Origin of the sequence: Variovorax sp. YR216, assembly GCF_900107745.1 — a bacterium.
Taxonomy (GTDB): domain Bacteria; phylum Pseudomonadota; class Gammaproteobacteria; order Burkholderiales; family Burkholderiaceae_C; genus Variovorax.
Map to the genome: position 1 here is coordinate 15,105 of NZ_FNRO01000027.1, position 25,717 is coordinate 40,821.

The window sequence follows — 25,717 nt, forward strand, 5'->3', positions numbered from 1 at the left end:
CCGACATGCCCGTCCAAAAGGGACTGACCCAGTCCGCCGAGCGCGCCGCCCGGCTCGCGCGGCTGTACCAGCATCGCACGCAGGTGGCGCAGAAGCGCTTCAAGGATCGCGTGGAACAGGCCGGCCAGGCGTGGCCGGCCGATGCGAAGAGCGCGAGTCTGCCGACGTGGTCGTTCTGGAACGACTGGGCGAAGTACGTGATCGATTCGTCGCAGCGGTCGGTTCTGTTCCTGGACACGCTGCGCCAGCGTGGCAACAACTACCACGAGCACGAGGAGGCGGGCCGGCCGCCGCTCCTGCATTTCGAGTGCGAGATGGTGCTCGATGCGCGTGGCTTCGCGCGGCCGGTCAACTATGCGCTGGTGCGCATCGTGCCGCCCAAGGGCGTGACGGTCGATCCGAAGAAGCGGCCCTACGTGATCATCGATCCGCGCGCAGGCCACGGCCCGGGCATCGGCGGCTTCAAGGACGACTCGCAGGTCGGCGTCGCGCTGCGCGCGGGGCATCCGGTGTACTTCGTGATCTTCTTTCCCGATCCCCAGCCGGGGCAGACGCTGCCCGACGTGTGCACCGCGGAGCAGATCTTCGTTCGCAAGGTGCGCGAGCTGCATCCGGACAGCCTCAAGCCCGCCATCGTGGGCAACTGCCAGGGCGGCTGGGCCGCGATGATGCTGGCGTCGTCGGACCCCGACGACACCGGCCCGATCGTCATCAATGGCGCGCCGATGTCCTACTGGGGCGGCGCATGGAACGAGGGCGAGGCGGAGAACCCGATGCGCTATTCGGGCGGCCTGCTCGGCGGCAGCTGGCTCTCATCGCTCAGCGCGGACCTGGGCAATGGCGTGTTCGACGGCGCACACCTCGTGTCGAACTTCGCGAACCTCAACCCGGCCAACGCGCTCTGGGACAAGTACTACAACCTCTACGCCAAGATCGACACCGAGCCGCCGCGCTTTCTCGAATTCGAGCGCTGGTGGGGCGGCTTCTACCTGATGAACCGCAAGGAGATCGACTGGATCGTCCAGAACCTGTTCGTCGGCAACAAGCTGTGGTCAGGCACGATGGGCAGCAATGGCAAGTCGTTCGACCTGCGCGAGATCCGCTCGCCGATCGTCCTGTTCGCATCGATGGGCGACAACATCACGCCGCCGGAGCAGGCGTTCAACTGGGTGGCCGATGTCTACGGCTCCACCGACGAGATCAAGGCGCGCGGGCAGGTCATCATCGGCCTGCTGCACAAGGACGTGGGGCACCTGGGCATCTTCGTCTCGGGCAAGGTCGCGACGAAGGAGCATGCGCAGATCGTCGAGGTGCTGGAGTCCATCGAGGCGCTGCCGCCGGGGCTCTATGGCATGCACATCGAAGAGGTCGGCGATGGCAACGGAAAGATCCGCTACGAGGTGAGCTTCGTCGAGAAGGAGCTCGAGGACATCGTGGCGCACTTCAACCGCTTCGAGCGCAAGGACGAGGAACCGTTCGAGGCCGTGGCCGAGATGTCCGAGTTCAACCAGAAGGCCTATGAGCTCTTCGTGCAGCCGCTGGTGCAGGCGATGTCCAACGAGACCACGGCCGAGATCGGCCGCCGGTTGAATCCGATGCGGCTGGAGCAATCGATTCCGTCGGACCGCAATCCCTGGTTCGCATGGGTTGGACCCATGGCGGAAGCGGTGCGGGGCGCGCGCCAGCCCGCGCCCGAAGGCTCGCCGTTCAAGCAGGCCGAGCGCGTGGCCTCGACCTGGATCAGCGCGTCGCTCGACTACTACCGCGACATGCGCGACGCGGCGAGCGAGGCGATGTTCTTCCAGACCTTCGGCATTCTGTTCCCGGCCCTGCATCCGGGTCTGCGCAAGCACACCGCCAAGGCCGGCGAGGAGCCGATCGCGCCGCGCGAACAGCCGGTGGTGAAAGAGGCCCTCGCTGCGATCGGGCAGGGCGGCTACGCCGAGGCGCTGGCGCGCGCCGCGTGCCTGCTCGCGCGCAAGGGCGAGCCGCTGCCGCTGGCGCGCGTCGAGCTCAAGAGCCAGCTCGCACGCGAGTACGCGGATCTGCTCCCGCCGCTGAGCGCGCAGGAGTGGCACGCCATACGCGGCCGGCAGGAACTCATCTGCCGCTACGAGCCGGAGCATGCGTTGGCGACGCTGCCGGGCCTCTTGAAATCGGCGGAAGATCGTGAGCGCTTCGTGACCCTGCTCGACCGGCTGCTCGCCGATCCGCGGGTGTCGGCGATCCGCGCGACGCCGACACAGGAGGCGACCTACGAGCGCATCCGCGAAGCGCTGCCGACCCCTGGCATGCGGCAACAGCCGATGCTCGCTGTCGCCGCGCGGAAGAGAGCGCGCACCCAGACATCGACGAGCACGGCCAAGCCCGCGAAGACCGCCAAGGTCGTGAAGGCGGCCGCGCCGGCCCGAGCCGCGGCCAAGACCGCACGGGGAGCGCGCAAATGACCTACGGCACGCCGCACCCCGTCCTCAAGGATGCCAAGGCCCTGGTGGTCGGGGTTGCCAACGAGCACTCGATCGCCTATGGCTGCGCGAGCGCGTTTCACGAGCTCGGCGCGGATCTCGCGCTCACCTATCTCAACGAGAAGGCGCGAGGCTACGTCGAGCCGCTCGCGAAGCAGCTCGATGCATCCTTGCTGATGCCGCTGGACGTGAGCGAGCCCGGACAGCTCGAAGCCGTGTTCTCGCAAGTCGAGCGCACATGGGGCAAGCTGGACATCCTCGTGCACTCGATCGCCTGGGCGCCCAAGGATGACCTGCAGGGTGGCCTGCTGTCCTGCTCGGCGGACGGCTTCGCCAAGGCGATGGATGTCTCGTGCCACTCCTTCATCCGCATGGCCAGGCTTGCCGCGCCCTTGATGCGCGATGGTGGCACGATGATCGCGATGAGCTACTACGGTGCCAATCGCGTGGTGCCGAACTACAACGTCATGGGCCCGGTGAAGGCCGCCCTCGAGGCTTCATGCCGCTACCTGGCCTACGAGCTGGGCGGGAAAGGCATCCGCGTGCACGCGATGTCGCCGGGGCCGCTGAAGACCCGCGCGGCTTCGGGGCTGAAGGACTTCGACCTCCTGCTCACCGAGGCGGCGCAGAAGGCGCCGGTCGGCGAGCTGGTCGACATCATGGACGTCGGCTTCGCCTGCGCCTACCTCGCCACACCTTACGCGCGCCGCATCAGCGGCGGGACGGTCTATGTGGATGGTGGGGTGCACATCATGGCGTGAGTCATGCGCTCAGCGCCTGATGAAAAGCGTCACCACGGCTGCGACGATCACGAGCACGGTGGTGACGACGAGCCAGCCCATCGGCATCCGCTTGTCGTGGCGCAGCGATCGGTAGTTCTCGAGACGCGCAGGAAGGGTGCGGACCTCGTCGAGGTCACGGTAGGGCTCGAATCGCTCGTCCTGCTCGATCTTCCCGAGAACGCGCTCCAGGGCGGCAGGGTCGGCGTGATGGCGTTCGACCACCGCCTTCTGGCCTTGCGTCTTCTGGGCATAGGCCAGGAACTGCCAGCCATCGGCCGTGAACCCGATGTCCTCGCCGTGTACCGCGAGCACGCCGGCATCGATCAGCCCCTCGATGCCGCGGCGAACCGCTGGACGCTCACTGACCGGAATGGTGGCCTGCAGACCCGTGCGCGACGTTCGATCGGCGCCCGAAGCGCAGCGGTTTCGCACGAGTTGCGCGAGAACGCCAGCAAATGTTGCGCGATCGGTCTGGGCACTGGTCATGCATTTCCCTCCGTCAGGGCCTCATGCGCTGTGGCATGACTGTCAACGATAGCCGCTCTCGTTCGGGTTGTGAATGATCCAGATGAGATTGCCGCTCGAGAAGTCGCCCATGCCGCCGCCGGCGAAGATCAGGCGGCCCTGGCCCTTGTAGGTCATCTCGAAGCGGTGGCGGTCGCTGCCGAAGTAGAACGGAATCCACGCCTTGCCCGTCATGTAGGCGCCCTGGTCGGTCGGCGGACCAGCGATGTCGGTTGCCTGGCGCACCGACATCCCGATCTGCAGCTGCGTGAACTTCGAGTTCTTCGCCGGATTCCCGGTGATCTCGCCTTCGAAGTCGTTGATGCCCTTCACGGTCCGGCCGCTGCCGGCTTCGATCTTCGACGAGTCGATCACATTGCCCTGCGCGTCCATGCCGGGCTTGGCGCCGCCCTTGGCTGCCGCCGGTGCCGGGGCGGGGGCCGCTGCAACGGGCGCCGGGGCGGGTGCGGGAGCTGGCGCGGCCGCGGGTGCGCTGGCTTGCGTTGCGTTCGGCACGCAGCGATCGAGGTCGACCGCGATGAAGTCTGCGTCGGAGCGGTAGGCGTACTTCACGATCTTCCCGGTCACTTCGCCGCCGGTGAATCCTGCCGGCGCATTGCGGCAGAAGAAATACGTGTCGTCCGATCCCGGCACTGCATAGGCGTTGGCGGGCACACGACCGCCTTCGTTGTTCTTCGCGAGCTCGAGCTCCACCGTCTTGCCGACGAGCCGCTTCGAAGCCGCGGCATGGCTGCCTGCGCTGCGCGCTGTCTTCTTCACGTCGTCGTAGGTGAGCGGCTGCGGTCCCTTGCGCACGACCTTCGTTGCTTCGGGCTTGACCGGTGCGGCCACTGGCGCCGGCGCGGGAACGGCAGCAGGCGCCGCAGCGGCGGTCACTGGTTCGGATTCGGCCTTCTTGGACTGCGTGGCGCAGCCCGCAATCAGGACAGATGCCGCGGCCGCAATGGCGCAAGCGGTCGATGGGAACCTCAGGATCACGATTGAAACTCCTTGTTACAGAGCCTCTGATCCTAAACGTGATTCGTGATCTGTCTGTCTGGTCTGGGGCGCACCGAAGTTGTTCAAGACCAATACAGTCGTAAACGAGCCAATAAGGTCGTAAACAGGCTAATAGAGTCGTAAACGATGCTAGGCCCGAGGCCTAATTCCATCGAAGTGCTCACTTCTTGGCAGGCGCCTTTTTTGCCGGGGACTTCTTGTTGGCCGGGACCCTTCGCCGGTGCCGCGACCTTGCTGGAGGCGGCCTTCCTGGTGGGCTCCTTCTTCAGATCCGGTTTTCCTGCGGGCAGCACCTTCGCAGAGGCCTTCTCAGACGGGGAGTTCCTCTTGCTTGACGCCTTCGTGCCCACAACTCCAACGCCGCTAGGGCGCTTCGGCGCGCATTCGTGTGGGCGCTGGCCTCGATGGGCAACTGGCTGTCACTGCGCCGTGTGCGAGAAAAACTCGCGGTGTTTCCGTCTGAGTGAACGCGTTCATGAAACCTGCCGACATTCCAATCACGCGGCTTGCCACGTCGCCGTTGGTCAGGCCCAGCGACAGCGCGTAGCTGCCGCCGTCGGAGAAGCCCGCAAATGCAAGGCGCTGCGGGTCGATCCGGAAATGCTCGGCCACCAGGGACAACGCTGCGTCCAGGCGCTCCAGATCGGGGCCATGCCCGCCAATCACGATGTCCCAGGTACGAGACAACGAGACAACGAGACAACGAGACAACGATCCTGGTGGGGTACTTCCAAGTCGCTCGGATGATTGTTTGACGATTGGTCAAACCAGTCGTACATTGATCGCGCTTATTCTTGGAGACATGCCCTCATGGCAGAGCGAGACAGACCTCCCCGCGTTCTCGTCCTCGGTACCGGCGCGATCGGATCCCTCTACGGCGCGATGCTGGCGCGCTCCGGCGCCGAGGTGTCGGTGGTCAGCAGGTCCGACCGCAACACCGTTCGCGAGCAGGGGATACGGATCTACAGCACACAATGGGGAGACGGCGTGTTCCGCCCGGCTCGGGTTTTGGACAGTCCCGGGCAGGCCGGCAAAGTCGCGGATCCACCGGACTATCTGTGGGTCGCGCTCAAGGCCGTGCGCGGCGTGGACCGGTGCGCCTTGATCCGCTCGGCCATCGGCCCTCGAACGGCAATTGTTCTGGTCGGCAACGGCATCGGCATCGAGGAAGACATCGCCGCCGCGTTCCCACAGAACGAACTGGTCAGCGTGCTCGCCTTCGTCGCCGCGACCCGGGCGGGCCCCGCAGAGGTCCGCCACCACGCCCTCGGCAGGCTGGCGATGGGCTGCTATCCTGCGGGCACCTCCGCCGCCGTCGAACGCCTTGCACAATTGTTCGCGGCAGTCGGCGTGCCGTGTGACGTGCAGGCCGACATCACGGCGTCGCGGTGGCTCAAGAATCTCTGGAACGTCGCCTTCAATCCGATCTCCGTGCTCGGCGGCGCCATGGACACGCGCACCATCCTCGCGCCGCCCCAAGGCAGAGAGTTCGTGCGGCGCGTCATGCAGGAGGCGGCCGCGGTGGCGGCGGCCAACGGCTATCCCATTGCCGAATCCGTCATCGAGGACACCCTGCGCAGCACCGCAGCGATGCCCGCGTACAAGACCAGCATGGCCGCGGACTTCGAGGCTGGACGCGAACTCGAGGTCGAACCGATTCTTGGCAACGTGGTCCGATCGGCCCGTGAGCACGGCGTGTCCGCGCCCAGCCTGGAATCCCTGTACGCGCTGATGTGCATGGTGCAGGCGCGCCCGTCGCCTGCCGGCGCCTGAAGCTCAAGCCTGCCCCGTCCTTTCTTTCCCTGCGGGTTAGCCCTCGATTGAAAAAGCGCGCAGGGATTCCGACAATCGCCCATGTTTTTGACCGATTGGACAGTTCATTTGGACGACGTCATCGGAACCCGAAAGAAGCCATGAAACGCTATTGGTCCGACTTCACCTCTTCGGAACTTGCCGCACAGGACCGGAGCCGAATGATCGCCGTTCTCCCCGTGTCCGCCATCGAACAGCACGGGCCTCACCTTCCGCTGTCCGTCGACACGACGATCATCGAAGGCATCGTCGATCGCGTGGTCTCCGACCTGCCCTCCGACGTGCCCGCGGTGTTCCTGCCGACGCAGCGCATCGGCAAGAGCAACGAACACGCGCGCTACCCGGGAACACTCACGCTGTCGCTCGAGACCCTTGTGCGCCTGTGGATGGAGATTGGCGATTGCGTGGCCGCCGCCGGCGTGCGCAAGATGGTCATCTTCAACAGCCACGGCGGCCAGGGCATGGTGGGCGACATCGTTGCGCGCGACCTGCGCGTCAAGCACAACATGCTGGTGGTAGCCACCAACACCTATTCGTTCGGCACGCCCGCGGGCATGTTCAGCGCGGCGGAAACCCAGCACGGCATTCACGGCGGGGACAAGGAGACCTCGGTGGTGCTGGCACTGCGGCCCGACCTGGTCGACATGGACAAGGCCCGCAACTTCCGCTCGAGTGCCGAAACGCTCGTATCCGAAACGCGGCACCTGTCGATCAACGCCCGCGCCAAGCTCGGCTGGCAGATCCAGGACCTGAACCCGGAAGGCGCGTGCGGCGATGCGAGCATGGCAACGGCCGAGAAGGGCGAGGCGGTGATCGCCCACGTGGCGCAGCACTTCATCGAAATGCTGCGCGACCTGGATGCCACCAGCCCCGCGTGGCTGGACCAGTTGCCCGTCGTCGGCTGAGGAAACCCCGTGCCAGATGCCCACCAGATGAAGGACAACGCGGCAGCGCTGATTCAACTCGACCGCGTTGACAAGCGCTACAGCAACGGCACGGTTGCGCTGCGCGAAATGTCCCTGTCCATCGCCCGCGGCGACTTTGTCAGTCTGCTTGGGCCTTCCGGCTGCGGAAAGAGTACGGCGCTTCGCATGATGGCGAGCCTGCTGCAGCCGTCCTCGGGCGCCATCCGGTGGCCCGGCGACAAGACGGGCGCCGAGGCGCACGCGCGTGACATCAGCTTCGTGTTCCAGGAACCCACCCTGATGCCCTGGGCGACGGTCTTCGAGAACGTCTATTTGCCACAGCGCCTGGCCGGCCTGTCTCGGGCACGCGCCACGGACGATGTGAAGGCGGCCCTGGCCTTGGTGGGCTTGTCGCGCTTCGCCGATGTGTACCCGCGCGAGTTGTCTGGCGGCATGAAGATGCGGGTCTCGATCGCCCGCGCGATGGTGACGCGCCCGCGCCTTCTGCTGATGGACGAGCCCTTCGCCGCGCTCGACGAAATGACCCGCGCCAAGCTCAACGACGACGTACGCAAGCTGTGGAGCGATCTCGGGCTGACGGTGGTCTTCGTGACCCACAACGTCTGGGAGGCGGTGTACCTCTCGACGCGCGTGGTCGTGATGGCCGCGCGGCCCGGCCGCGTGATCGAGGACATCCCGATCGACGGCCCGCAGCAACGCGCGGAAGCGTTCCGTACGACGTCGGTCTACACCGATCAATGCGTCCGCGTGACGCAGTCCCTGAAGGAGACCCTGTCGCATGCAGACGTCGACCATTGATAACCTGCCGATGCCCGCAGTGGCCAACGACGCGGCGCGCAATCGCGCGCGGCGCGAACGATGGATCAGCATCTGCGCGCCGCTAGCGGTGCTCGTTTTCGCGCTGGGAAGCTGGGAGCTGTTCGTGCGGCTCAACAATATTCCGCCCTACCTGCTGCCCGCGCCTTCGCGCGTGCTGGAGACGCTCTGGACCCAATGGGCGTCGCTGCAGCCCTCGTTGATTTTCACGGCCAAGCTCACCTTATGGGCCTTGGCACTTGCGATCGTGGGCGGCGTCGGACTGGGAACGCTCTTCGCGCTGTCGCGCTACGTCGAGGTCAGCCTGTTTCCCTATGCGGTCATCCTGCAGGTGACGCCGATCATCGCGATCGCGCCGCTGATCATGATCTACGTGGACAGCACCACGGTCGCGCTGTTGATCTGCGCATGGATCGTCGCGTTCTTTCCCATCCTGTCCAACACGGTCATCGGACTGCGCAGCGCCGACCACAACCTGCGCGATATGTTCGCGCTGTACAGGGCCAGCCCGTGGCAGCGCTTTCGCCATCTGCTGATGCCCTCGGCGCTGCCCTACTTCATGTCGGGCGTGCGGGTCTCGGGCGGCCTGGCATTGATCGGCGCGGTGGTCTCCGAATTCGTGGCCGGCGCCGCGGGCAAGGAGACCGGGCTGGCGTCCCGCATCTTCGAGGCCAGCTTTCGCAGCGACGTGCCGCTTATGTTCGCCGCGCTGCTGCTCGTGTCCTTGTGCGGTGTCCTCATTTTCCTGGCGACCGCCTGGGTGTCGCGCAAGGTGCTGGGCCATTGGCACGAGAGTGAACTGAAAAGAGAACAATGAACATGGCGACAGACCCCTCGGGCGTGGAAGCGGCAAGCCGCCGGCAGGCGCTGGAAGACTTTCAGCGCGACATCGAAGGCGTTGCCTGCCTCACGGCGGACGACGAGCTTCGGGCGCGTGCGCGTGACTACTACTGGTACAGCCCGGTGCTGGAAGAGCTGCTGAAGGGCTGCCGCGCCGACATCGTCGTACTGCCGGCCACTGAGGAAGAAGTCGTGCGCGTCGCGGGCGCGGCGGCACGTCACCGGCTGCACCTGACTATCCGCGGCGGCGGCACGGGCAACTATGGCCAGGCGGTGCCGCTTCGCGGCGGCGTGGTGCTGGACATGACGCATCTGAACCGGATCGTCCAGATCGAGCCCGGTGCGGTGCGCGTGCAGGCCGGCGCGTACCTCGAGGCAGTGCTCGACGCCGTGCGGACCACCGGCCAGCAGTTGATGATCTACCCCTCGACCATGAGCATTGCGACGGTTGGCGGCTTCATCGCCGGCGGATCGGCCGGCATTGGCGCGGTTCGCCACGGCATCCTTCGCGAATCGGGCACCATGCGTTCTCTGCGCGTGGTCACGCTGGAAGAAAGCCCGCGCACCCTGACGCTCACCGGCCCGGACATCGAGCTCGTGCACCATGCCTGGGGAACCAACGGCATCATCATCGAGCTCGACCTGGCCCTGGTGCCGGCGGTGGACTGGCTGCAGTGCATTGCCCTGTTCCCGAGCTACGTGGACGTGATGCGCTTCGGCGGCGCGGTGCTGGAGGCCGGCATCGACGTGTTCCTGCTGAGCGCCGTCGACCGCCGCTTCGCGCCCTACTACGCGGACTTTGGCTACCGTTTCGACGGTAGCGCAGACGCGATGTTCAGCATGGTCAACCCGAAAGACCAGGACCGCTTCGCCGCCCTCGTTTCGGTGCACGGCGGCCGGCTTGGCATGTGCATGACGCCGCAGGACCACACGGCCAGCGGCCTGCCGCCGGTACACGAGTGCGCCTACAACCACACGACCCTGCGCGCACTGAAGGTGGACCGATCCTGGACCTACCTGCAAATGGTTGTGCCGCCCGAGCGAGCGCCCGAGTTGGTGGCCGTGCAGATGGATCGCTACGGCGACGAGATGCTGATGCACCACGAGTTCGCACGCTTGGCCGGAAAGCCCCGGATCTCGGGCCTGGTGGCGCTGCAATTCCTGGACGAGGAACGCCTGGACGAGGTGATGGCCGAACTCGTGCAGGACGGCTGCCACGTGATGAACGCGCACGTCAACACATTGGAAAAAGGCGGCCGCAAGGAGATGGGCGCCGAGGAACTGCGCTTCAAGCGCAGTGTCGATCCGTTGAATCTCATGAACCCCGGAAAGATCCTGTCGCTCCAGTGACGGGGTCCGTTCACAACCTACGAGGAACTCACATCATGCTCAAAAGCATTGCCAAGACCGTCGGCGTCTGCCTCGCCGCAGCACTGATGACCTCCGGCCTGGCGCACGCCCAGCAGAAGCTGGTGTTTGCCACGAACTGGAAGGCCCAGGGCAGCCACGGCGGCTTCTATCAGGCCATTGCGGACGGCACCTACAAGCGCTACGGCCTGGACGTGGAGATCATGCAGGGCGGCCCCCAGGTGAATGCGCGCCCCCTGCTCATGGTGGGCAAGGTCGACCTGCTGATGTCGCAGAGCCTGATCTCGGCCATGGAAGCCAACGCGACCAAGATGCCGACCACGGTGGTCGCCGCCTTCATGCAGAAGGACGCCACCTCGCTGATGGCGCATGCCGGCCAGTACAAGGACTTCGCCGAACTCTCGAAGGCCAAGACCGTGTTCGTCGCCAAGGCCAGCCAGTTCGGCTTCTGGAAGTGGCTGACCGCCAGCCGCGGCTTCAGCGACGCGCAGTTCAAGCAGTACAACTATTCCATGTCCCCGTTCCTGGCGGACAAGGCGTCCGTGCAGCAGGCCTACGTGACTGCCGAGCCGCTGTACCTCGAGATGCAAGGCGTCAAGACTGACGTCTTCCTGCTCGCCGACCTGGGATACGAGGCGTATGCGAACATGGTCGAGGCACGCCGCGACATGATCGACAAGCAGCCAGAGGTGATCCAGAAGTTCATCGACGCATCGGCAATCGGCTGGTACAACTTCATGTACGGCGACCGCAAGGCCGCCTATGAACTGATCAAGAAAGACAACCCCGACATGACCGACGCCAAGATGGACGCGGAAGTGGGCATGGCGATGAAGCGCGGCTTGATCGACTCGGGCGACGCGCTGACCAAGGGCCTGGGCGCCCTGTCGGTCGAACGCCTGCGGCGCTTCAATGCCGAGATGGTCAAGGCCGGCGTGTTCGCAGCCGGGGCCGTGGATGTGGACTCCCTGGGCACCGAGCGCTTCGTCAACAAGGGCGTGGGGCTGGACCTTCGCGCCAAGCTGGTGAAGTAGTGCTGACGGCGCCGCCCGCACCCGCACCGCAGGACCGCCGCTCGACGGACTCGGCCACGCGCCGGGCCGAGACGATGGACAGGATCTACATCGCCGCGCTCGAGCAGTTCTCGCTGTATGGCCTGCGTGGAACATCCACGCAGCAAATCGCCGAGCGCGCGGGGCTCTCCAAGCAGCAACTGCACTACTACATCGAGAGCAAGGAAGCCCTCTACGAGAACATCCTGCGCCAGACCGTCCAGCATTGGGGCCACATCGGCCTGAGTGCCGAGGACGATCGCGACGACCCGGCGGCGGTGCTAGAGCGCGTGGTTCGGCGCAAGCTGGACTTCACGCTGGAGTACCCGCACGTCTCGCGCCTGTTCACCAGCGAGATCATGAGCGGCGGCCAGGCCATTCGCGGCATCTGGGAGAACGGGCGCGGCCCGGTGCGCGAGGCCGAAAGGGTCATCGGCCGCTGGGTGGACAAAGGCCGTATCTCACCGGTGGAGCCGCTGCACCTGCTGTTCCACATCTGGGCGCTGACCCAGCACTACGCCGACTACGAGATGCAGGTGCGCTTCTTCACCGGGCGCGCGGCGGAGCAGGCGCTTGACCGCGAGCTCATCTGCGCGGAGATCCTCAAGCTGGTGCTGCGGGGCGTGGGGCTGACATACCCGCCGCAGGACGGCAAGAAGCGCGCGCCGCGCAAGCAACCTGGGGACTGACTGAGCATGGCTGCCGGACCGTTCCGGATTACTGCTCAGCCCAGCGGCCGCACCTTTGGGGCACAGGGCGGTGAAGCCATTTTGGCCGCCGCGATTCGTCAAGGCGTCGGGATGCCCTACGGCTGTAGGGACGGCGCCTGCGGCTCCTGCAAGTGCCGCATGCTCGAGGGCGCCGTCAACCATGGCCCGCACCAGAGCCAGGCCCTGTCGGCACAGGAGGAAGCGGACGGACTGATCCTGCCGTGCTGTGCAGTGCCCGCCACCGACGTGGTGCTGGAGTCGCCGCACATCACCGACGAGGGCGCCTTCCCCGTCCGCAAGATGGCCGCGCGCGTGATTGCACTGGAGCGCAAGGCGAGCGACGTCACGCTGATGAAGATCCGGCTGCCGGCCAACGACCCGCTGCGCTACCGCGCGGGCCAGTACATCGACATCATCCTGCGCGACGGTTTCCGGCGCAGCTATTCGATGGCCAACGCCCCCCACGATGGCGCCGAACTGGAGCTGCACATCCGACACATGCCGGGCGGCCGGTTCACGGACCACGTCTTCGGCGCAATGAAGGAAAAGGACATCCTGCGCGTGGAGGGGCCGTTCGGCAGCTTCTACCTGCGCGAGGATTCCGACAAGCCGCTCATCCTGTTGGCCTCGGGCACCGGCCTCGCGCCGATCAAGGCCTTGATCGAACACATGCAGCGACAGGGCATCCGACGGCAGGCCACCCTGTACTGGGGAGGCCGCCGCCTCGCGGACCTGTACCTAGACGGCTGGGTGCGCGAGCGGCTCGCGGACATGCCGCAGCTGCGCTACGTCCCCGTGATCTCCGACGCACTGGCCGAGGACCTATGGACCGGCCGCACGGGCTTCGTCCACCGGGCCGTCATGCAGGACTACCCCGACCTCAGCGGGCACCAGGTCTATGCCTGCGGCGCGCCCGTCGTCATCAATGCGGCGCGCGCCGAGTACAGCACCCGCTGCAAGCTACCGGCAAACGCCTTCTTTGCCGACTCCTTCATCACGCAGGCCGACAGTCATTGAGAGCAGAGCAGGTACGCCTTGCTGAACAGGTCGCAACCGGCGGCATCCGTCGCGAGTAGGTGAAGAGCGTTCTGCCAAGGCCTTGGGCCGTTGGCCCATCCGTCGGCTGGAGTACGCAACGCCCCATCACAATTGCAGTTGAACAGAAGAGCCGTTCCCTGATCCGCATCACAGTCAACGCGGCTTGGTCGGACGGCCGCGATGCAGCGAGTGCAGTCTTTCAAGAGGGCGGGGCGGACTGCGGCTTCGTGCCCATTGCAGACTTCTCCGAGCTCTTCCGCATCGAGCGGTCTAGCAACGACTTCGGCATTCGCTGAGGACGGCTCCGAGAGCTCACGTTCTCGTTAGTGCACTGCGGCCGGTGGCCGACCGCCTGACATCGCCCGAAGGAGCAATGCGCATGTCCGCCTTGAGATCTCTGCGAGCGCATCGACGCTCGGGGTCTCGGCTATGGGGTGAACTCGATGAGCACAGTATTCGGACGCTGTCACTTAACAGCGCACTTCCTGGCGCTCTTCGAGCGGCGCGTCGCAAGGGTGGAACTGTGCCCGTCGAACCCAAGCCCGGACGTCCGTGCCGATCACCGAGACCGTGTTACCGCCGCCGTGGGTTAGGGCGTGCCGCGAGCGATTGCGCTGCGTTGATCCAGATCAATTTGGCGGTGCTGCCAACTCGCATAGTCTGTCAGGGTGCTGCGCGTGCTGGCCCGGCTACGCAGGGATCCATGGAGGGCCGAGAAGTCCGAAGCGATTTGTCAAAGGCTTGTCCACAGCCGGGCGACGCGTTTAACAGGTCGTCGATCTCACGGCTTGCCTTAAGCGCAGCGAGATCGTCCTCTATTGCACGGCACCCTCTTCGGAAGAATCCGCGGAACATGGAGCGATACAGCTTGCATCCTCGCTCCTGGTTTCCAAACGCCTCACGCACAACGTGAGCGAATCTAACGGATCGGAAAGGGCTATCGCGCCGAATGCGATCGGCATAGCATGATGGATGGATGGACGGCCGTCTCCCGCGGCGGCTATATGAGGAGGCCTGCCATGGAAGAAGCATTTGGCGCGTCTGAGACCTACCGACCCATAGCGAAGGTGGTTGTCGTCGTTTCCGGCCCCGTGGAACAGCACGGGCCCATGCTGAACGTCGCGTTGATCGAGGCCTCCGAGGAGGCGATGGACGCGATGATCATGGACATGGACCTCGATGTGGTTGTCCGAGGCAAACTGACGATCCTCGAATCCCACGCCGGCTCCTGGTACATCGAGGCGCTGCAGGCCTTGTCGATCACGGTTCCCTTTGCCTATGGCACGCTCAAGGCGATCTCCGAGGCACCGAAGATCGCCGAAGGCCTGACTACCATTCAGAACACGATGAAGAAGGCGTTCAAGAAGCGCGTTCGAAAGATCGCACCCGACGCGACCGGCGCCAAGCTCACGATGGAGCCCGTGCAGGTGCCGGGTGGTTGGGGCCCTATGTTGGCCGACGCGCAGATTCAAGGGGGCCAGGTCTCCATCACGATGCGCGCGGCGGGATCGCCCTTGCCCAGAGGCATCGTCTCCTTCGTTGATGGCCAGTTTGTTCGACTGCGAACGGAGGGAGGTGATGTCGTGGCACGCCTTGACGACATTTCGGCGGTCGCTTTCGACGACACACCGATCGGTGGACCCGTACGCGGCGCGCCGGCAACCGTTTCAGCGCCAGGCGGTGCAAGGCAACGCTCCGACGGACCCCCTCCACGGTGAGGCGTCCAAGCCTGACTGATGACGACATTCGCCGTGCTCCCGTCGCGCGTCTGCCTCCTCCACAAGCTTCGCGGCGGGCTATCGCTGCGCGGTTTAGATGACCACGGCCGATCCGTCAGCAGCCACCGGCAGCGAGGCGCGCTGCCAAACGCCGCGCGGTTCGCGCGCTAGCGCCCTTGCCGGCAATCGCCAGCGCCGGAGGGTTGGCCAGCATTCGCTCGAAGACAGCCTGCACCTCTGCTGCACAGATGTCCTGGATCGCCGCAATCGCACCAGCAAGTGGCGTCACGGTTGCGCTGGCAAAGAGTTCCTCGACGGCCTGCTCCATCGCCGCGTAGGTCCGTTCTCCGGCACGCACACGCGACACGATCAGTTGGTTCTTCGCCCGCTCCAGGTGCACCGGATCGATGTTCGTGGCCTGCTCACGCAGCAAGCCGGCCGTCGACGTCACCAGCGCGTCGAGCTTGTCCGGGGTCGTGACCGCATGAATTACGAAGTTGGCCCAGACGTCCCCGCTGTCCATCGTGGAATGCGCCGTGTAGGCCAAGCCGAGCTGCTCGCGGACTCTGTCGACCAGGGGCGCGGACATCCCGCCTCCAAACAGGTTGGCGGCCAGCGACGCCGCAAGGCGCCAACGCTGCTGCGAGATTTCATCGTGCCGGACTGGCGTCAGTGGGTAGGCGATGTTCAGGAAGACTTGAGACACCTGCGGAAAGCGCCGGGCCACGGCCAGACCCATGTACTTCGCGGGCTTCGGCGGCAGCGGCCCAGGCAACTGGGCCGAGGGCATCGCGGAGAAGAGTTCCCCGGCGAGCGCCAGCCAGGCCTCGACATCGAAATTCCCGGCCGCCGCGGCGATGGTGTTTTCCGCGACGTGGTGGGACTGGACGTGCCGCACCAGATCCTGCCGGGTAAAGCTTTCAATGTTCCCGACGGTGCCGATCACCGGCATGCCCATCGGGTCGTCGCCCCAGACGGCGCGGTCGAGCAGTTCGCCGGACGTATCCTCCGGGTCCTCCTCGTACTCGATGGCTTCCTGGCGGATGACCTCGAGCTCCCGCTGAAGTTCGTCTTCAGGAAACGTGCTGTTCAGGACGATGTCAGCCGTCATGCGCAGCAGATGCTCCGCGTGCCGGCCCAGGCCGGTCATGAAGTAGCCGGTGGTGTCCTTGCTGGTGAACGCGTTGACGTCCGCGCCCAGCCGCTCTGCGTCCAGGTTGATGGCCTGCACGGAACGGGTGGCTGTCCCCTTGAACGCCATGTGCTCAAGGACATGGCCGATGCCGTTCGTGGCCGGGGTTTCATCGCGTGCACCAACGCGCAGGAACACCCCCACACTGGCGCTCTGCACGTGGGGCATGGGAATGGCGAGAAGCCGAACGCCGTTCGCAAGCGTGCGAAGAACGATGGTGGTGGGCTCGGTCGTTAGCAAGCCCATGGCTCAACGGTCCTCCGGCAGCTGCAGTCTCACACCGATGCCGTAGAGCGCGAGCAGACCCAGCACGTGCCCGACAGCAACGCCGGGCTCCCCCGCTTCGATGCGCCCGATGGTTTGGATATGCACGCCCAAACGCGCGGCCGCTGCGGCCTGCCCTTCCCCGGCCGTCGTCCGGGCCTGCCTGGCCGCCGCACCCAATTCCCGAATCGAGTGCAGTGCGTCTCCACCGATGTCTGCCGAGATGCGCTTACCTTTGGTCATGCGGGCATTGTCGCCGCCCGCACCTTGCCTCGAACTGTGACCCAGCGGTGGGGTTCCTCCGACCCAATGAGAGATGCTCAACAGGCGACTCCGCGCCCGACGGGGATTCCGTTGGACGGGTTGCGCGGGCGCTCGTTGAGCAGCGAGAGCAGCCGAAGGGCAGGGCAGGCCAGCGCACCCACCGCGCTGGTGGTCGACATGGGCGCCGAATGGCCGCTTTCAAGGGCGACCCGGGTATTGGCCTCTGGCCCCCAATCCCGAATCCGGCCTATGATTTTCGCCAGCAGGATCCCCATCCAAGATCCCCTAACCCGGAAGTGCCGACTATGTACACGCGAATCCTGGTCCCCGTTGATGGCTCCACGTTTTCCGAGCAATTGATCGGCCCGGCGGCCGCGCTCGCCAAGGCCACCGGCGCCGAACTTGCCCTCCTGCGCGTCGTCGGGAATGCCGAGGACTACGAGGCGGCGAGGCTCTATGTCGAGAGGCTCGCGGCGGGCGCCGGCGCGAAGGCAGTCTGCACGAGCGCCAGCGCGGGGGTCGCAGCGGCGATCCGCGAAGAAGCGCAACAGGTGCCGGCCACGCTGCTGGCGATTTGCACGCACGCCCGCGGCGGTGCGATGCAGGCGATCCTCGGCAGCGTCGCGCTTGAAGTGCTGCGTGGCCTGGGTGGGCCGCTGGTCGTCTTTCGGCCCGACCCGACGAGCCCGGCCGCCCTGTCGAAGGTCGGCCGCGTTGTCCTGCCGCTCGACGGCAGCGATGCTTCCGAGGCCATCGTGCCCCAGGCGGCGGCCTTGGCAAAGTGGCTCGGCGCCAGGTTGATCGTCGTCTCGGCGATCGAGCCGTCGATGCAGCAGGATCCTATCGTCCTGTCGGGCGATGTCCAGGAATCGGGCTATGTCAACGAGCGCGCCCGCGACATCGCCGAACGCTACGGCGTGGAGGTCGGCTGGGAAGTGTTGCACGGCGACCCGAAGAAGGTGATTCCGCATTTCGTTCGCGGGCTCGGTGACGCGATGCTGGCGATGACGACGCACGGCCGGACTGGCTTCCAGCGTGTCGTCACTGGCAGCGTGACCGCCCAGTGCCTTCGCGACGCCGGCGTGCCGGTCTTCACTCGCCTGCCCTGACAGGAGGGTGCCCGAGGTTGGCGGCACATACCTCCACGGCAGTCCCGCCTAGGGTCTAGCTAGGCCGGCGACGTGAAAGCGATCCGCGACCCGACAACGTCATCCAGCTTGGCCGCCTGGATCTTCCGGCCGAACGCCGAATACCGTAGTGCAGCGCAAACCGTCTTTCAGTAGGGGAGGGCGGAACTGCGGGTTCGTGCCCATTGCAGCCTTAGCGTGATTACGGACGAGAGCGTGCCGATCGCGCGCCTATGTTTCAAAGCGCCTGGTCCGCGGTTGGATCTGGCGGGTAACCGGGCTCAATGAATCGCTGATGAGGATCGATAGCAAAAGACGCAACGATGGGCGCCACTGTCTCCAGATCCTCGAACGCGCGATCGGAGACAGAGCCTGCCTGGAGATCGAAATGGCATAGCACGCCCCACGGCTGGCCACTTGGCGACAACAGGGCGGTTCCATGGTAGGAGAAGATCACATGTTCGTAGGCATGGCCAAGGAGCCGCGGGTCCTTCGATGAATCATCCGTGCGGAAAGGACTTCCGGGCTTGACGAATTGCGCCAGGCTCCTGTCCAGAGGGAGTACCGACAAGAATGACGGTCGACGTTTGCCCAAAGCGTCATGAAAGCAAACGCTCTTCACCAGGCGCCCGGCGTAACGGTGGATCGCGGTGTAGCGCAGTGGCACTGCGTCGTTCAAAAATGCGAGCGCCCCTGAAAGCCCTTGCTCCCTCAAGATCTGAGAAACAAGGCTCTTCACCTGTGTGGAGTCCATGAGGGGATTCTCTGTCTCATCTGGCGGCCTGCGCAAGCAGCGCCAGCACGGCCGGGACGTCAACAGATCCGGCAGGGGAGGGCACCGCGGCGAAAGCGCAATCTGTCGGAAGCGGGAGGCCGCCGCCGCGGGGTGCGACTCGGATTGGGAGTGTTCAGGCGCTGAGTCGTGCCCCTGGGAACTGCTGCCGTGGAGCGGGGGCGGGCACAGGCGCGCAGTGGCATCGCCGACCGCTCGCCGCGGGCTGCTGGTCGGCTGTCCCTTGCAGTCTCAACCGATCTTTACGACAACCTTTCCCTTCGCGCGTCCCCGATCGAGATAGGCCAAGGCATCTGCGGTCGCGTCGAAAGGAAACACTCGGTCCACGACCGGGTTGATACTCCCTGACTCGATCAGCGAGGTGATCTTTCGCAGCTGTTCCCCATCCGCTCGCATGAACACAAACGTGTAGGTAAGGCCAAGCCGCTTGGCTCGCTTCCTGATGCCTTGGCTCAACAGTCGCAGCACCTGCTTCAAGGGCCACGAAAGTCCCTGTTGGTCGGCGAACTCAGGGGTAGGGGGACCGGAGATGGAGATGAGCTGCCCGCCTGGCTTGAGCACCTGCAAGGATCGCTTCAGCACGTCGCCGCCAAGACTGTTCAGCACCACGTCGTAGTCGCGCGGCGCGGCTGCGAAGTCCTGCTCCTTGTAGTCGATCACGGTGTCTGCGCCCAGGGCCTTGACCCACTCGACATTGCCGGTACTGGTGGTCGTGGTGACATTGGCGCCGAGATGCTTGGCCAGCTGGATCGCGATGGTGCCCACGCCGCCGGAGCCGGCATGGATCAGCACTTTCTGTCCCTTCTTCAGCTTCGCGGTCTCCACCAGCGCCTGCCAGGCGGTCAGCGCAACCAGAGGGACGGACGCGGCTTCCTCCATGGAGAGGTTCGCCGGCTTGAGCGCAAGCGATGCCTCTCTGACCGCGATGAAGTCGGCGAACCCTCCGATGCGATCTTGATCCGGGCGACCGTAGACCTCGTCACCAGGCTTGAAGCGGCTAACCCGCGGGCCGACCCGCACCACGGTCCCGGCAACGTCGTTGCCCAGGATGAGCGGCAGCCGATAGGGAAGGATCAGCTTGAACTCGCCGCTCCTGATCTTCGAATCCAAGGCATTGACGCTCGCTGCATGGATCCGGACCAGAACGTCGTCCTCTCGCATTTCGGGCGCCGGCATGTCCGCAATCCGTCCGGTCTCCTTCTTGCCGTAGCGATCGATGATGAAGGCTTTCATGTGTTGATGGATGTTCCTCGTGGATGCGCGGCACCTCAGGCCGTCGGCTGATAGCGCTGCGCGGCGTGCGCTTGTCGCAGGCCTGCAAGCAATGCCTGGCGGGCGGCATCCAGCGCGTCCCACCGCGCGGCTTCGTGCAGCGGCGGAATCGTGACCAACTCGCGGCGGTCGAATCCGACCAGCGCCGCATCGACGAGTTCGCCCACTTCCATCACCTCGGGCAAGGCGTTGAGGTCGATGCCGGCCCGCTCCCAGATCTCGGTGCGCGTGGTCGCCGGAAGTACCGCCTGTACGTAGACGCCCTTGGGCGCCAACTCGACGTTCAGGCCCTGCGACAGAAACAGCACGAAGGCCTTGGTCGCTCCGTAGATCGACATGCCGAATTCCGGCGCGAAGCCGACGACCGATCCGATGTTGACGATCGCGCCTTCGCCGGCCTGCGCAAGGCGCGGAGCAATGGCGGCCGCAAGGCGTGTGAGCGCGGTGGTGTTGAGCATCACCAGGCGATCGATGCTGTCGGCGGTCTGATCGACGAACCGACCTTGCTGAGCCATGCCGGCGTTGTTGATGAGGATGCCGATCCTCGCGTCGTCGCGAAGGCGGGCCTCCACGGCGGCCAGATCGGCCGGGAGGGTGAGGTCGGCCTGCAGAACGTCGATGGCGACCTTGCTCTCTTCGCGCAAGCGCACTGCGAGCGCGTCCAGTCTAGCCTTGTCCCGCGCCACCAGCACGAGGTCGTGGCCGCGCCGCGCAAATCGCTCGGCGTAGGTGGCACCAATACCGGAAGATGCGCCGGTGATGAGGACGATGGGAAGGGGCGTCATGAGGATGTTCTCCGAAAAAGAAGGGGGATGAAGGCTGCAGCGCTACTACTCGGTTGCGGCTTCGGCCAACGTCGGATAGTCGGTGTAGCCTTGGGCCCCGCCGCCATAGAGCGTGGCCGGATTGAACTGCGCCAGCGGGGCACCGGTCTTCAGGCGCTCGACCAGATCGGGATTGCCAATGAACGCCCGGCCGAAGGCGAACAGATCCGCCTTGCCCATGTTGAGCCGAGCGGTGGCGAGGTCAAGGTCGTAGCCGTTGTTGGCGAGGTAAGTGCCCTCGAAGCGGGTGCGCAGCGCGTCGAAGTCGAACGGCGCCACGTCGCGCGGTCCACCGGTGGCGCCTTCGACGACGTGCAGGTAGACGATGCCCAGCGCGTTGAGTCGCTCGGCGATGTAGTTGTACTGAGGCTGCGGATCGCTGCAAGAAATGCCGTTGGCCGGCGACACCGGCGAGATCCTCACCCCGATGCGTTCGGCGCCGATCTCCTGCGCCACGGCGGCAGCGACTTCGAGCAGCAGGCGCGCGCGGTTCTCGACCGATCCGCCGTAGGCATCGCTGCGCTGGTTGGCGCCATCCTTGATGAACTGCTCCAGCAGGTAGCCGTTGGCGCCGTGGATCTCCACGCCGTCAAAACCGGCGGCGATGGCGTTGGCCGCGGCCTGGCGGAAATCGTTCACGATGCCTGGCAACTCATCAAGCTCAAGAGCGCGCGGCTCGGAGACAGTCGAAAAACCGTTGTTGACGAAGGTCTTGGTCGCGGCGCGGATGGCAGAGGGCGCGACCGGCGCGGCGCCCTCGGGCTGCAGGTCCACATGCGAGACGCGGCCGACATGCCAGAGCTGCACGAAGATCCGGCCGCCCTTGGCGTGGACGGCGTCAGTGACCTTGCGCCAGCCCGCGATCTGCGCCTGCGTATACAGGCCGGGCGTGTCCTGGTAGCCCTGAGCCTGAGCCGAGACCTGAGTGGCCTCGGTGATGAGCAGGCCAGCTGACGTGCGCTGCGCATAGTAGGCCGCGGCCAGTTCCCCGGGCACCAGGCCCGAGCCTGCGCGGTTGCGGGTCAAAGGGGCCATGACGATGCGATTGGGAAGCGTCAGGGGGCCGAGGGCGTAGGGTTCGAAGAGCGTCATGTCAGTCATGTGGTGTCGATGATTTGGAGGTGAGGGCGGTCGATCGAGGCAGGTGCATTGGGGCACCAGTCCGTCGGCGGAGTCGCACGCGCAAGGCGCTCTTGAAGCGACCGCCTTAATGATGATGGTCATCATCATTGATGTCAAGGGCTTTGATGATGATCGACATCAATGTATAGTGGCACCTCTAGCACAGGCACCAAACAGACAGTCTTCCGGGGTATGAAGGTCACCAAGGCGCAGGCGCAAGCCAACCGAACGCACATCGTCGAAACGGCGTCGACGCTCTTTCGTGAGCGCGGTTACGACGGGGTCGGCATTGCGGACCTGATGGCGGCTGCAGGCTTCACTCACGGCGGCTTCTACAAGCACTTCGGCTCCAAGGCCGACCTGATGGCCGAGGCGGCAGCATGCGGCGTGGCACAGACGGTGGCCAAGACCGAGGGTGCCGATATGGTCGGCTACGTGCAGCAGTACCTGTCCAGGGAGCACCGTGACAGTCCGGGCGATGGATGCACGATGGCTGCGCTCTGCGGCGACGCGGCGCGTCAGGAGGAGCCAGTCAAGGCGGCTTTTGCGGCGGGACTCGAGAGCTTGCTGGCGGCCCTGGGCCGCGAAGGCGAGGGCTTGGATACGGCCGGGCGGAAGAGGGCACGCGCCCGGCGGATCGACAGCATTGCACATGCCGTGGGCGCAATCATGTTGTCCCGCGCCTGCCCGGACGATTCGCCACTTGCTGATGAGATTCTGGAAGTCTGCCGCTCGGCGATGCTTTCACAGATTTCAGGGGCCCCCAAGAAGTAGACCCCGGCCCACGACGAACAGGCTAACCCCGCTGCCGGCACCGCGACCGATTTGCCGAAACGATTTGCGCCTGGTAGGACAACACCTCGCGGCTGCGCGTGTCGACTGTCACCTTCAGTCGGTTCACGTCGTTGGTGCCGTTCGCCTGGTGGTTGTTTCCGAAAGTCTCGACACGGGTGAAGTTTTCCAGACGACGTCCCACGCATCGAGCAACGGCTTGTCGATGCGGTGATAGTGCGAGTCGCCATGCACGTAGGATGTTCCGCCCCGACCTGATAGCTGACTCGTTTGGCTATTCAAGACGTATTTCAGCCCGCGTCGGGGAATCCGGTCCCTTGGCATCTGCATTCGCGATGGTGCCGTCCTTCCTGAACCAGTAGCGGCAACGCGTTCGCAAAACCATCGTGACGCACATCAATCCGTCGGCATTGACGATCCACTTGCCGGACGCGCTGCCGGGCCCGCTCCTGTTGACGAAATCTACGCGGCCGTCCGGATGGAATTCCCACCGCGAGATCATTCCGGTTGCAAGATTGCTCGAGATCATGGCCTTGCCAATCAGGGTCTGCTCGATCTCCGTCTTGCTCAGGTACACGCGCTGCGCGTGTACTGGATCATCGGAAAGGGTGGGAATCGCCACGACGCACAACAGCACTCGGATGAACCAGCGGCGGCAGGCTACGATCTTCTCGTGACCCAGCATCCGGTTTGATGCCGGCGGGGCAGGAGGAAGGCGCTCTGACATGACGTTTGCTCCATTGCCCTCTGGATTGCCCAAGGGTCGGGCGGGAGGTCGGAAGCGGTGTCAGAGTGCTAGGGACGACTTGCAATCAGTATGGGCCCCATTTCGATGTTGTGCGTACTCCAGATCCAGATACCTTGACCGAACGGACGGCGCACCAGCTCAACCACAAGGACAATCTGCCACTGCACGAGCAACCGTCGGAGCAATACGATATCTACGACGGCCAGCTTCAGGGAGATGTGCCGGCCACGGATGCCTAGCCTGGCCACAATCCTTGTTGCCAAGTTGCCGGAAACCGCGCACCTATTGCACACGGCGACCGTAGAGCTGATCTGCAGGACCAGGGGCGAGGACAGTTTGTGAACCGACCCGAGCATTCACTGCGGAAGTACGAATTAAGGCGCATCATGGGCTGATGAATATCCAGCTCGGTTTTGAGATCGCCTATCAGTTTCCCCGCGCGACGCCGATGATTCTGACCCTCAGCATTCATTACTCGCGCGCCTCGGATCTCCTGCGCCCGGACTATCTGCTCACGAAGCCGGCCGTGCCCATCACTGCGTACCGCGATCTGTTTGGCAACTGGTGCACACGCCTGGTCGCACCCGCGGGCCGCTTTGTATTGAATACCGATGCCGTGATCCACGACAGCGGCGCCCTGGACGTCGTCGTGCCCTCGGCGCCGCAGACGCCGGTGGAGTACCTGCCCGAGTCCACCTTGGTCTACCTGCTGGGCAGCCGCTACTGCGAAACCGACCTGCTGTCCGATTTCGCTTGGCAGCGCTTTGGGGCCGGACAGACCGGCTGGGGCCGCGTGCAGGCGGTCTGCGATTTCGTGCACCAGCACATCGAGTTCGGCTACCAGCACGCCCGGCGCACGCGTTCGGCCTTTGAAGCGTTCAAGGAAGGGCAAGGCGTTTGCCGTGACTATGCGCACCTGGCGATCACCCTATGCCGCTGCCTGAACATTCCGGCCCGTTATTGCACCGGCTACCTCGGCGATATTGGGACCCTGCCGCCGTACGGCACGATGGACTTTGCCGCTTGGTTCGAGGCTTTTCTGGGTGACCGCTGGTACACCTTCGATGCGCGCAACAACGTGCCGCGCATCGGCCGGGTGCTGATTGCGCAGGGGCGCGACGCCAGCGACGTGGCCTTGTCCAACACCTTCGGCCCCAACGAGCTGGACGGATTCAAGGTCTGGTGCGATGAAATTCAATGATTGAAGCGGAACGCAGCGAACTTCCGTCGTCATCCTGGTGCCGCTGACCGGCCGGAAGCGCCGCCGTGCGCGGTCTGATCGCCGATAGCGGCGTCACCATCGAACTTCGGCAGTCCAAGTATTTGAACAATCTTGTTGAGCAGGACCATCGAAGCATCAAGCGGCGAACCCGACCGATGATGGGATTCAAGTCCTTTGTCTGTGCTGCTCGGCTGATCGCCGGCATCGAGACCATGCACATGGTCAAGAAGGGGCAGCTGCGCTGCCCCGGTGGCCTGGCATTTTCGGATGCCGACTTCTTCTACAGTCTCGCCGTCCGTTGACCCGAAGGTGCCGGACTTCGTCCGCCTCGACCGACTTGACGCGACAAAACCGTCCAGATTCTGCTGGTTCACAGCAAGTTGGAAAGCACCGTCAGGTACCTCGGAATTGAGGTAGATGACGCCCTGGACATTGCAGAGCAGATCGACGTCTGAGGCATTCTGGCGAGCAGGCGGCGTACGATGCGCCGCTTGCGGGCGCTGACCGGCCGAGCCTGCATCTACTCTGCGGAGGCTTCCTGTTCGCGCGGGGTTCCATGGCTCCGAGCCGCTCCAGGAGAGCCTCAGCACCGTATGCCTAAAGGCGTACAACCAATTGATGAATCGGCGGGCAACTACTCGTCCCAAAATGAAGTAGGCGAAGTCTTGAGGAGGTGCGATGAAAGCCCTCGCGTCATTCTCACTTTCGGCGGTGCTCTGCGGACTGGCCGCCTATTTCTTCATTCGCTGGTTTGCGCCCGAGGTAGATCCACGCGCTTTCACAAACCTGATCGGCGTTGTGGCGATCGCGGGCGGCGCCTTGGGAGGGTTCTTGACGAAAGGGCGAATCGGCAAGAAAGGGGACTCGCCATGACTCGCCGTCTCTGGCTTGTGGCAAGCGCGCTTGCTTATCTGGCAAGCGCGGCGGCCCTCGCGCAGCAGTGCGCTCCCGGAGAGCAAAGAGTATGCATGTCGGGTGGCCATTGTTTCTGTGCGCGCACGGAAGCGCACGCGATACCTTCTCCTCCCCCTCCCGTCGCTGGCGCA

The 25,717-nt window shown here is 64.9% G+C and carries 25 protein-coding genes and 2 pseudogenes; 17 read left to right on the plus strand and 10 right to left on the minus strand.

Going from position 1 to position 25,717, the window contains the following annotated elements:
• Nucleotides 1-5 precede the first annotated feature (5 nt).
• Together BLW05_RS33180 and fabI are read left to right on the plus strand one after the other, a co-directional pair.
• The gene (locus tag BLW05_RS33180; protein WP_093168837.1) at nt 6-2,447 is read left to right on the plus strand and encodes a DUF3141 domain-containing protein; all 2,442 of its coding nucleotides are present in this window, start codon (nt 6-8) and stop codon (nt 2,445-2,447) included.
• On the plus strand, nt 2,444-3,226 hold the full coding sequence (gene fabI / locus BLW05_RS33185; RefSeq protein ID WP_093168839.1) for an enoyl-ACP reductase FabI: 783 nt from the start codon (nt 2,444-2,446) through the stop codon (nt 3,224-3,226). Before BLW05_RS33180 ends, fabI begins: the two co-directional genes overlap by 4 nt.
• Before the next feature lie 9 nt (nt 3,227-3,235).
• Here the strand turns inward: fabI and BLW05_RS33190 are convergent, their stop codons facing one another.
• The 3 genes from BLW05_RS33190 to BLW05_RS33200 all read right to left on the minus strand — a co-directional run bounded on the left by BLW05_RS33190 (nt 3,236) and on the right by BLW05_RS33200 (nt 5,458).
• Nucleotides 3,236-3,733 (minus strand): hypothetical protein, encoded by a 498-nt coding sequence (locus BLW05_RS33190; RefSeq protein ID WP_093168841.1) that lies wholly within the window; start codon nt 3,731-3,733, stop codon nt 3,236-3,238.
• A 42-nt stretch (nt 3,734-3,775) separates the two neighbouring features.
• Complete coding sequence (locus BLW05_RS36695; RefSeq protein WP_256330622.1) at nt 3,776-4,750, minus strand: hypothetical protein; 975 nt, start codon at nt 4,748-4,750, stop codon at nt 3,776-3,778.
• A 384-nt stretch (nt 4,751-5,134) separates the two neighbouring features.
• Nucleotides 5,135-5,458 carry an alpha/beta hydrolase gene (locus tag BLW05_RS33200; protein WP_177142922.1) on the minus strand — a complete coding sequence of 108 codons (324 nt, stop codon included), beginning with the start codon at nt 5,456-5,458 and terminating at the stop codon, nt 5,135-5,137.
• Between the two features lie 123 nt (nt 5,459-5,581).
• Here BLW05_RS33200 and BLW05_RS33205 point away from each other — a divergent pair, with 123 nt between their 5' ends.
• The 9 genes from BLW05_RS33205 to BLW05_RS33245 all read left to right on the plus strand — a co-directional run bounded on the left by BLW05_RS33205 (nt 5,582) and on the right by BLW05_RS33245 (nt 15,051).
• Nucleotides 5,582-6,544, plus strand: a complete 963-nt coding sequence (locus BLW05_RS33205) for a ketopantoate reductase family protein (RefSeq protein WP_093168843.1) — start codon at nt 5,582-5,584, stop codon at nt 6,542-6,544.
• 140 nt (nt 6,545-6,684) lie between these two features.
• Nucleotides 6,685-7,488: a creatininase family protein gene (locus BLW05_RS33210; RefSeq protein ID WP_093168845.1), complete on the plus strand. Its 804-nt coding sequence runs from the start codon at nt 6,685-6,687 to the stop codon at nt 7,486-7,488.
• Between the two features lie 27 nt (nt 7,489-7,515).
• Nucleotides 7,516-8,307, plus strand: a complete 792-nt coding sequence (locus tag BLW05_RS33215; RefSeq protein ID WP_093168847.1) for an ABC transporter ATP-binding protein — start codon at nt 7,516-7,518, stop codon at nt 8,305-8,307.
• Entirely contained in the window at nt 8,288-9,142 is an 855-nt protein-coding gene (locus tag BLW05_RS33220) for an ABC transporter permease (RefSeq protein ID WP_093168849.1), read from the plus strand. The genes BLW05_RS33215 and BLW05_RS33220 overlap by 20 nt, the downstream gene beginning before the upstream one ends.
• Before the next feature lie 2 nt (nt 9,143-9,144).
• Nucleotides 9,145-10,515, plus strand: a complete 1,371-nt coding sequence (locus BLW05_RS33225) for an FAD-binding oxidoreductase (protein WP_177142923.1) — start codon at nt 9,145-9,147, stop codon at nt 10,513-10,515.
• 35 nt (nt 10,516-10,550) lie between these two features.
• Nucleotides 10,551-11,567: an ABC transporter substrate-binding protein gene (locus BLW05_RS33230; RefSeq protein WP_218135270.1), complete on the plus strand. Its 1,017-nt coding sequence runs from the start codon at nt 10,551-10,553 to the stop codon at nt 11,565-11,567.
• Entirely contained in the window at nt 11,567-12,274 is a 708-nt protein-coding gene (locus tag BLW05_RS33235) for a TetR family transcriptional regulator C-terminal domain-containing protein (protein WP_093168853.1), read from the plus strand. The genes BLW05_RS33230 and BLW05_RS33235 overlap by 1 nt, the downstream gene beginning before the upstream one ends.
• Before the next feature lie 6 nt (nt 12,275-12,280).
• Complete coding sequence (locus tag BLW05_RS33240) at nt 12,281-13,312, plus strand: CDP-6-deoxy-delta-3,4-glucoseen reductase (RefSeq protein WP_093168855.1); 1,032 nt, start codon at nt 12,281-12,283, stop codon at nt 13,310-13,312.
• A 1,040-nt stretch (nt 13,313-14,352) separates the two neighbouring features.
• Nucleotides 14,353-15,051, plus strand: a complete 699-nt coding sequence (locus BLW05_RS33245; RefSeq protein ID WP_143045008.1) for a hypothetical protein — start codon at nt 14,353-14,355, stop codon at nt 15,049-15,051.
• A 115-nt stretch (nt 15,052-15,166) separates the two neighbouring features.
• Here the strand turns inward: BLW05_RS33245 and BLW05_RS33250 are convergent, their stop codons facing one another.
• Nucleotides 15,167-16,489, minus strand: a complete 1,323-nt coding sequence (locus BLW05_RS33250; protein WP_177142924.1) for a M16 family metallopeptidase — start codon at nt 16,487-16,489, stop codon at nt 15,167-15,169.
• A 3-nt stretch (nt 16,490-16,492) separates the two neighbouring features.
• Nucleotides 16,493-16,750: a helix-turn-helix domain-containing protein gene (locus BLW05_RS33255; RefSeq protein ID WP_093168859.1), complete on the minus strand. Its 258-nt coding sequence runs from the start codon at nt 16,748-16,750 to the stop codon at nt 16,493-16,495.
• 209 nt (nt 16,751-16,959) lie between these two features.
• Here BLW05_RS33255 and BLW05_RS33260 point away from each other — a divergent pair, with 209 nt between their 5' ends.
• A complete protein-coding gene (locus BLW05_RS33260) occupies nt 16,960-17,880 on the plus strand; it encodes a universal stress protein (RefSeq protein WP_093168861.1) in 921 nt (306 codons plus the stop codon).
• Between the two features lie 256 nt (nt 17,881-18,136).
• On the opposite strand, the gene BLW05_RS33265 is transcribed toward BLW05_RS33260, so the two are convergent.
• The 4 genes from BLW05_RS33265 to BLW05_RS33280 form a co-directional block, all read right to left on the minus strand.
• Nucleotides 18,137-18,652 carry a hypothetical protein gene (locus BLW05_RS33265; RefSeq protein ID WP_093168863.1) on the minus strand — a complete coding sequence of 172 codons (516 nt, stop codon included), beginning with the start codon at nt 18,650-18,652 and terminating at the stop codon, nt 18,137-18,139.
• 270 nt (nt 18,653-18,922) lie between these two features.
• Nucleotides 18,923-19,924: an NADP-dependent oxidoreductase gene (locus BLW05_RS33270; protein WP_093168865.1), complete on the minus strand. Its 1,002-nt coding sequence runs from the start codon at nt 19,922-19,924 to the stop codon at nt 18,923-18,925.
• Nucleotides 19,925-19,959: 35 nt separating this feature from the next.
• Nucleotides 19,960-20,748, minus strand: a complete 789-nt coding sequence (locus BLW05_RS33275) for an SDR family NAD(P)-dependent oxidoreductase (protein ID WP_093168867.1) — start codon at nt 20,746-20,748, stop codon at nt 19,960-19,962.
• Between the two features lie 45 nt (nt 20,749-20,793).
• On the minus strand, nt 20,794-21,888 hold the full coding sequence (locus BLW05_RS33280) for an alkene reductase (RefSeq protein WP_093168869.1): 1,095 nt from the start codon (nt 21,886-21,888) through the stop codon (nt 20,794-20,796).
• 213 nt (nt 21,889-22,101) lie between these two features.
• Here BLW05_RS33280 and BLW05_RS33285 point away from each other — a divergent pair, with 213 nt between their 5' ends.
• Nucleotides 22,102-22,683 (plus strand): TetR/AcrR family transcriptional regulator, encoded by a 582-nt coding sequence (locus tag BLW05_RS33285; RefSeq protein WP_093168871.1) that lies wholly within the window; start codon nt 22,102-22,104, stop codon nt 22,681-22,683.
• A 292-nt stretch (nt 22,684-22,975) separates the two neighbouring features.
• Here the strand turns inward: BLW05_RS33285 and BLW05_RS33295 are convergent, their stop codons facing one another.
• Nucleotides 22,976-23,428, minus strand: coding sequence for a hypothetical protein (locus BLW05_RS33295; protein ID WP_256330623.1), 453 nt, complete (start codon nt 23,426-23,428; stop codon nt 22,976-22,978).
• A 415-nt stretch (nt 23,429-23,843) separates the two neighbouring features.
• Here BLW05_RS33295 and BLW05_RS33305 point away from each other — a divergent pair, with 415 nt between their 5' ends.
• The 4 genes and pseudogenes from BLW05_RS33305 (at nt 23,844) to BLW05_RS33320 (ending at nt 25,544) form a co-directional block, all read left to right on the plus strand.
• Nucleotides 23,844-24,650, plus strand: coding sequence for a transglutaminase-like domain-containing protein (locus BLW05_RS33305; protein WP_093168876.1), 807 nt, complete (start codon nt 23,844-23,846; stop codon nt 24,648-24,650).
• A gap of 80 nt (nt 24,651-24,730) precedes the next feature.
• A pseudogene (locus tag BLW05_RS33310) lies at nt 24,731-24,973 on the plus strand (DDE-type integrase/transposase/recombinase); the annotation flags it as partial.
• A 45-nt stretch (nt 24,974-25,018) separates the two neighbouring features.
• Nucleotides 25,019-25,126: pseudogene (locus BLW05_RS36700) on the plus strand (integrase); the annotation flags it as partial.
• Nucleotides 25,127-25,349: 223 nt separating this feature from the next.
• Nucleotides 25,350-25,544, plus strand: coding sequence for a hypothetical protein (locus BLW05_RS33320; protein WP_093168878.1), 195 nt, complete (start codon nt 25,350-25,352; stop codon nt 25,542-25,544).
• Nucleotides 25,545-25,717 lie beyond the last annotated feature (173 nt).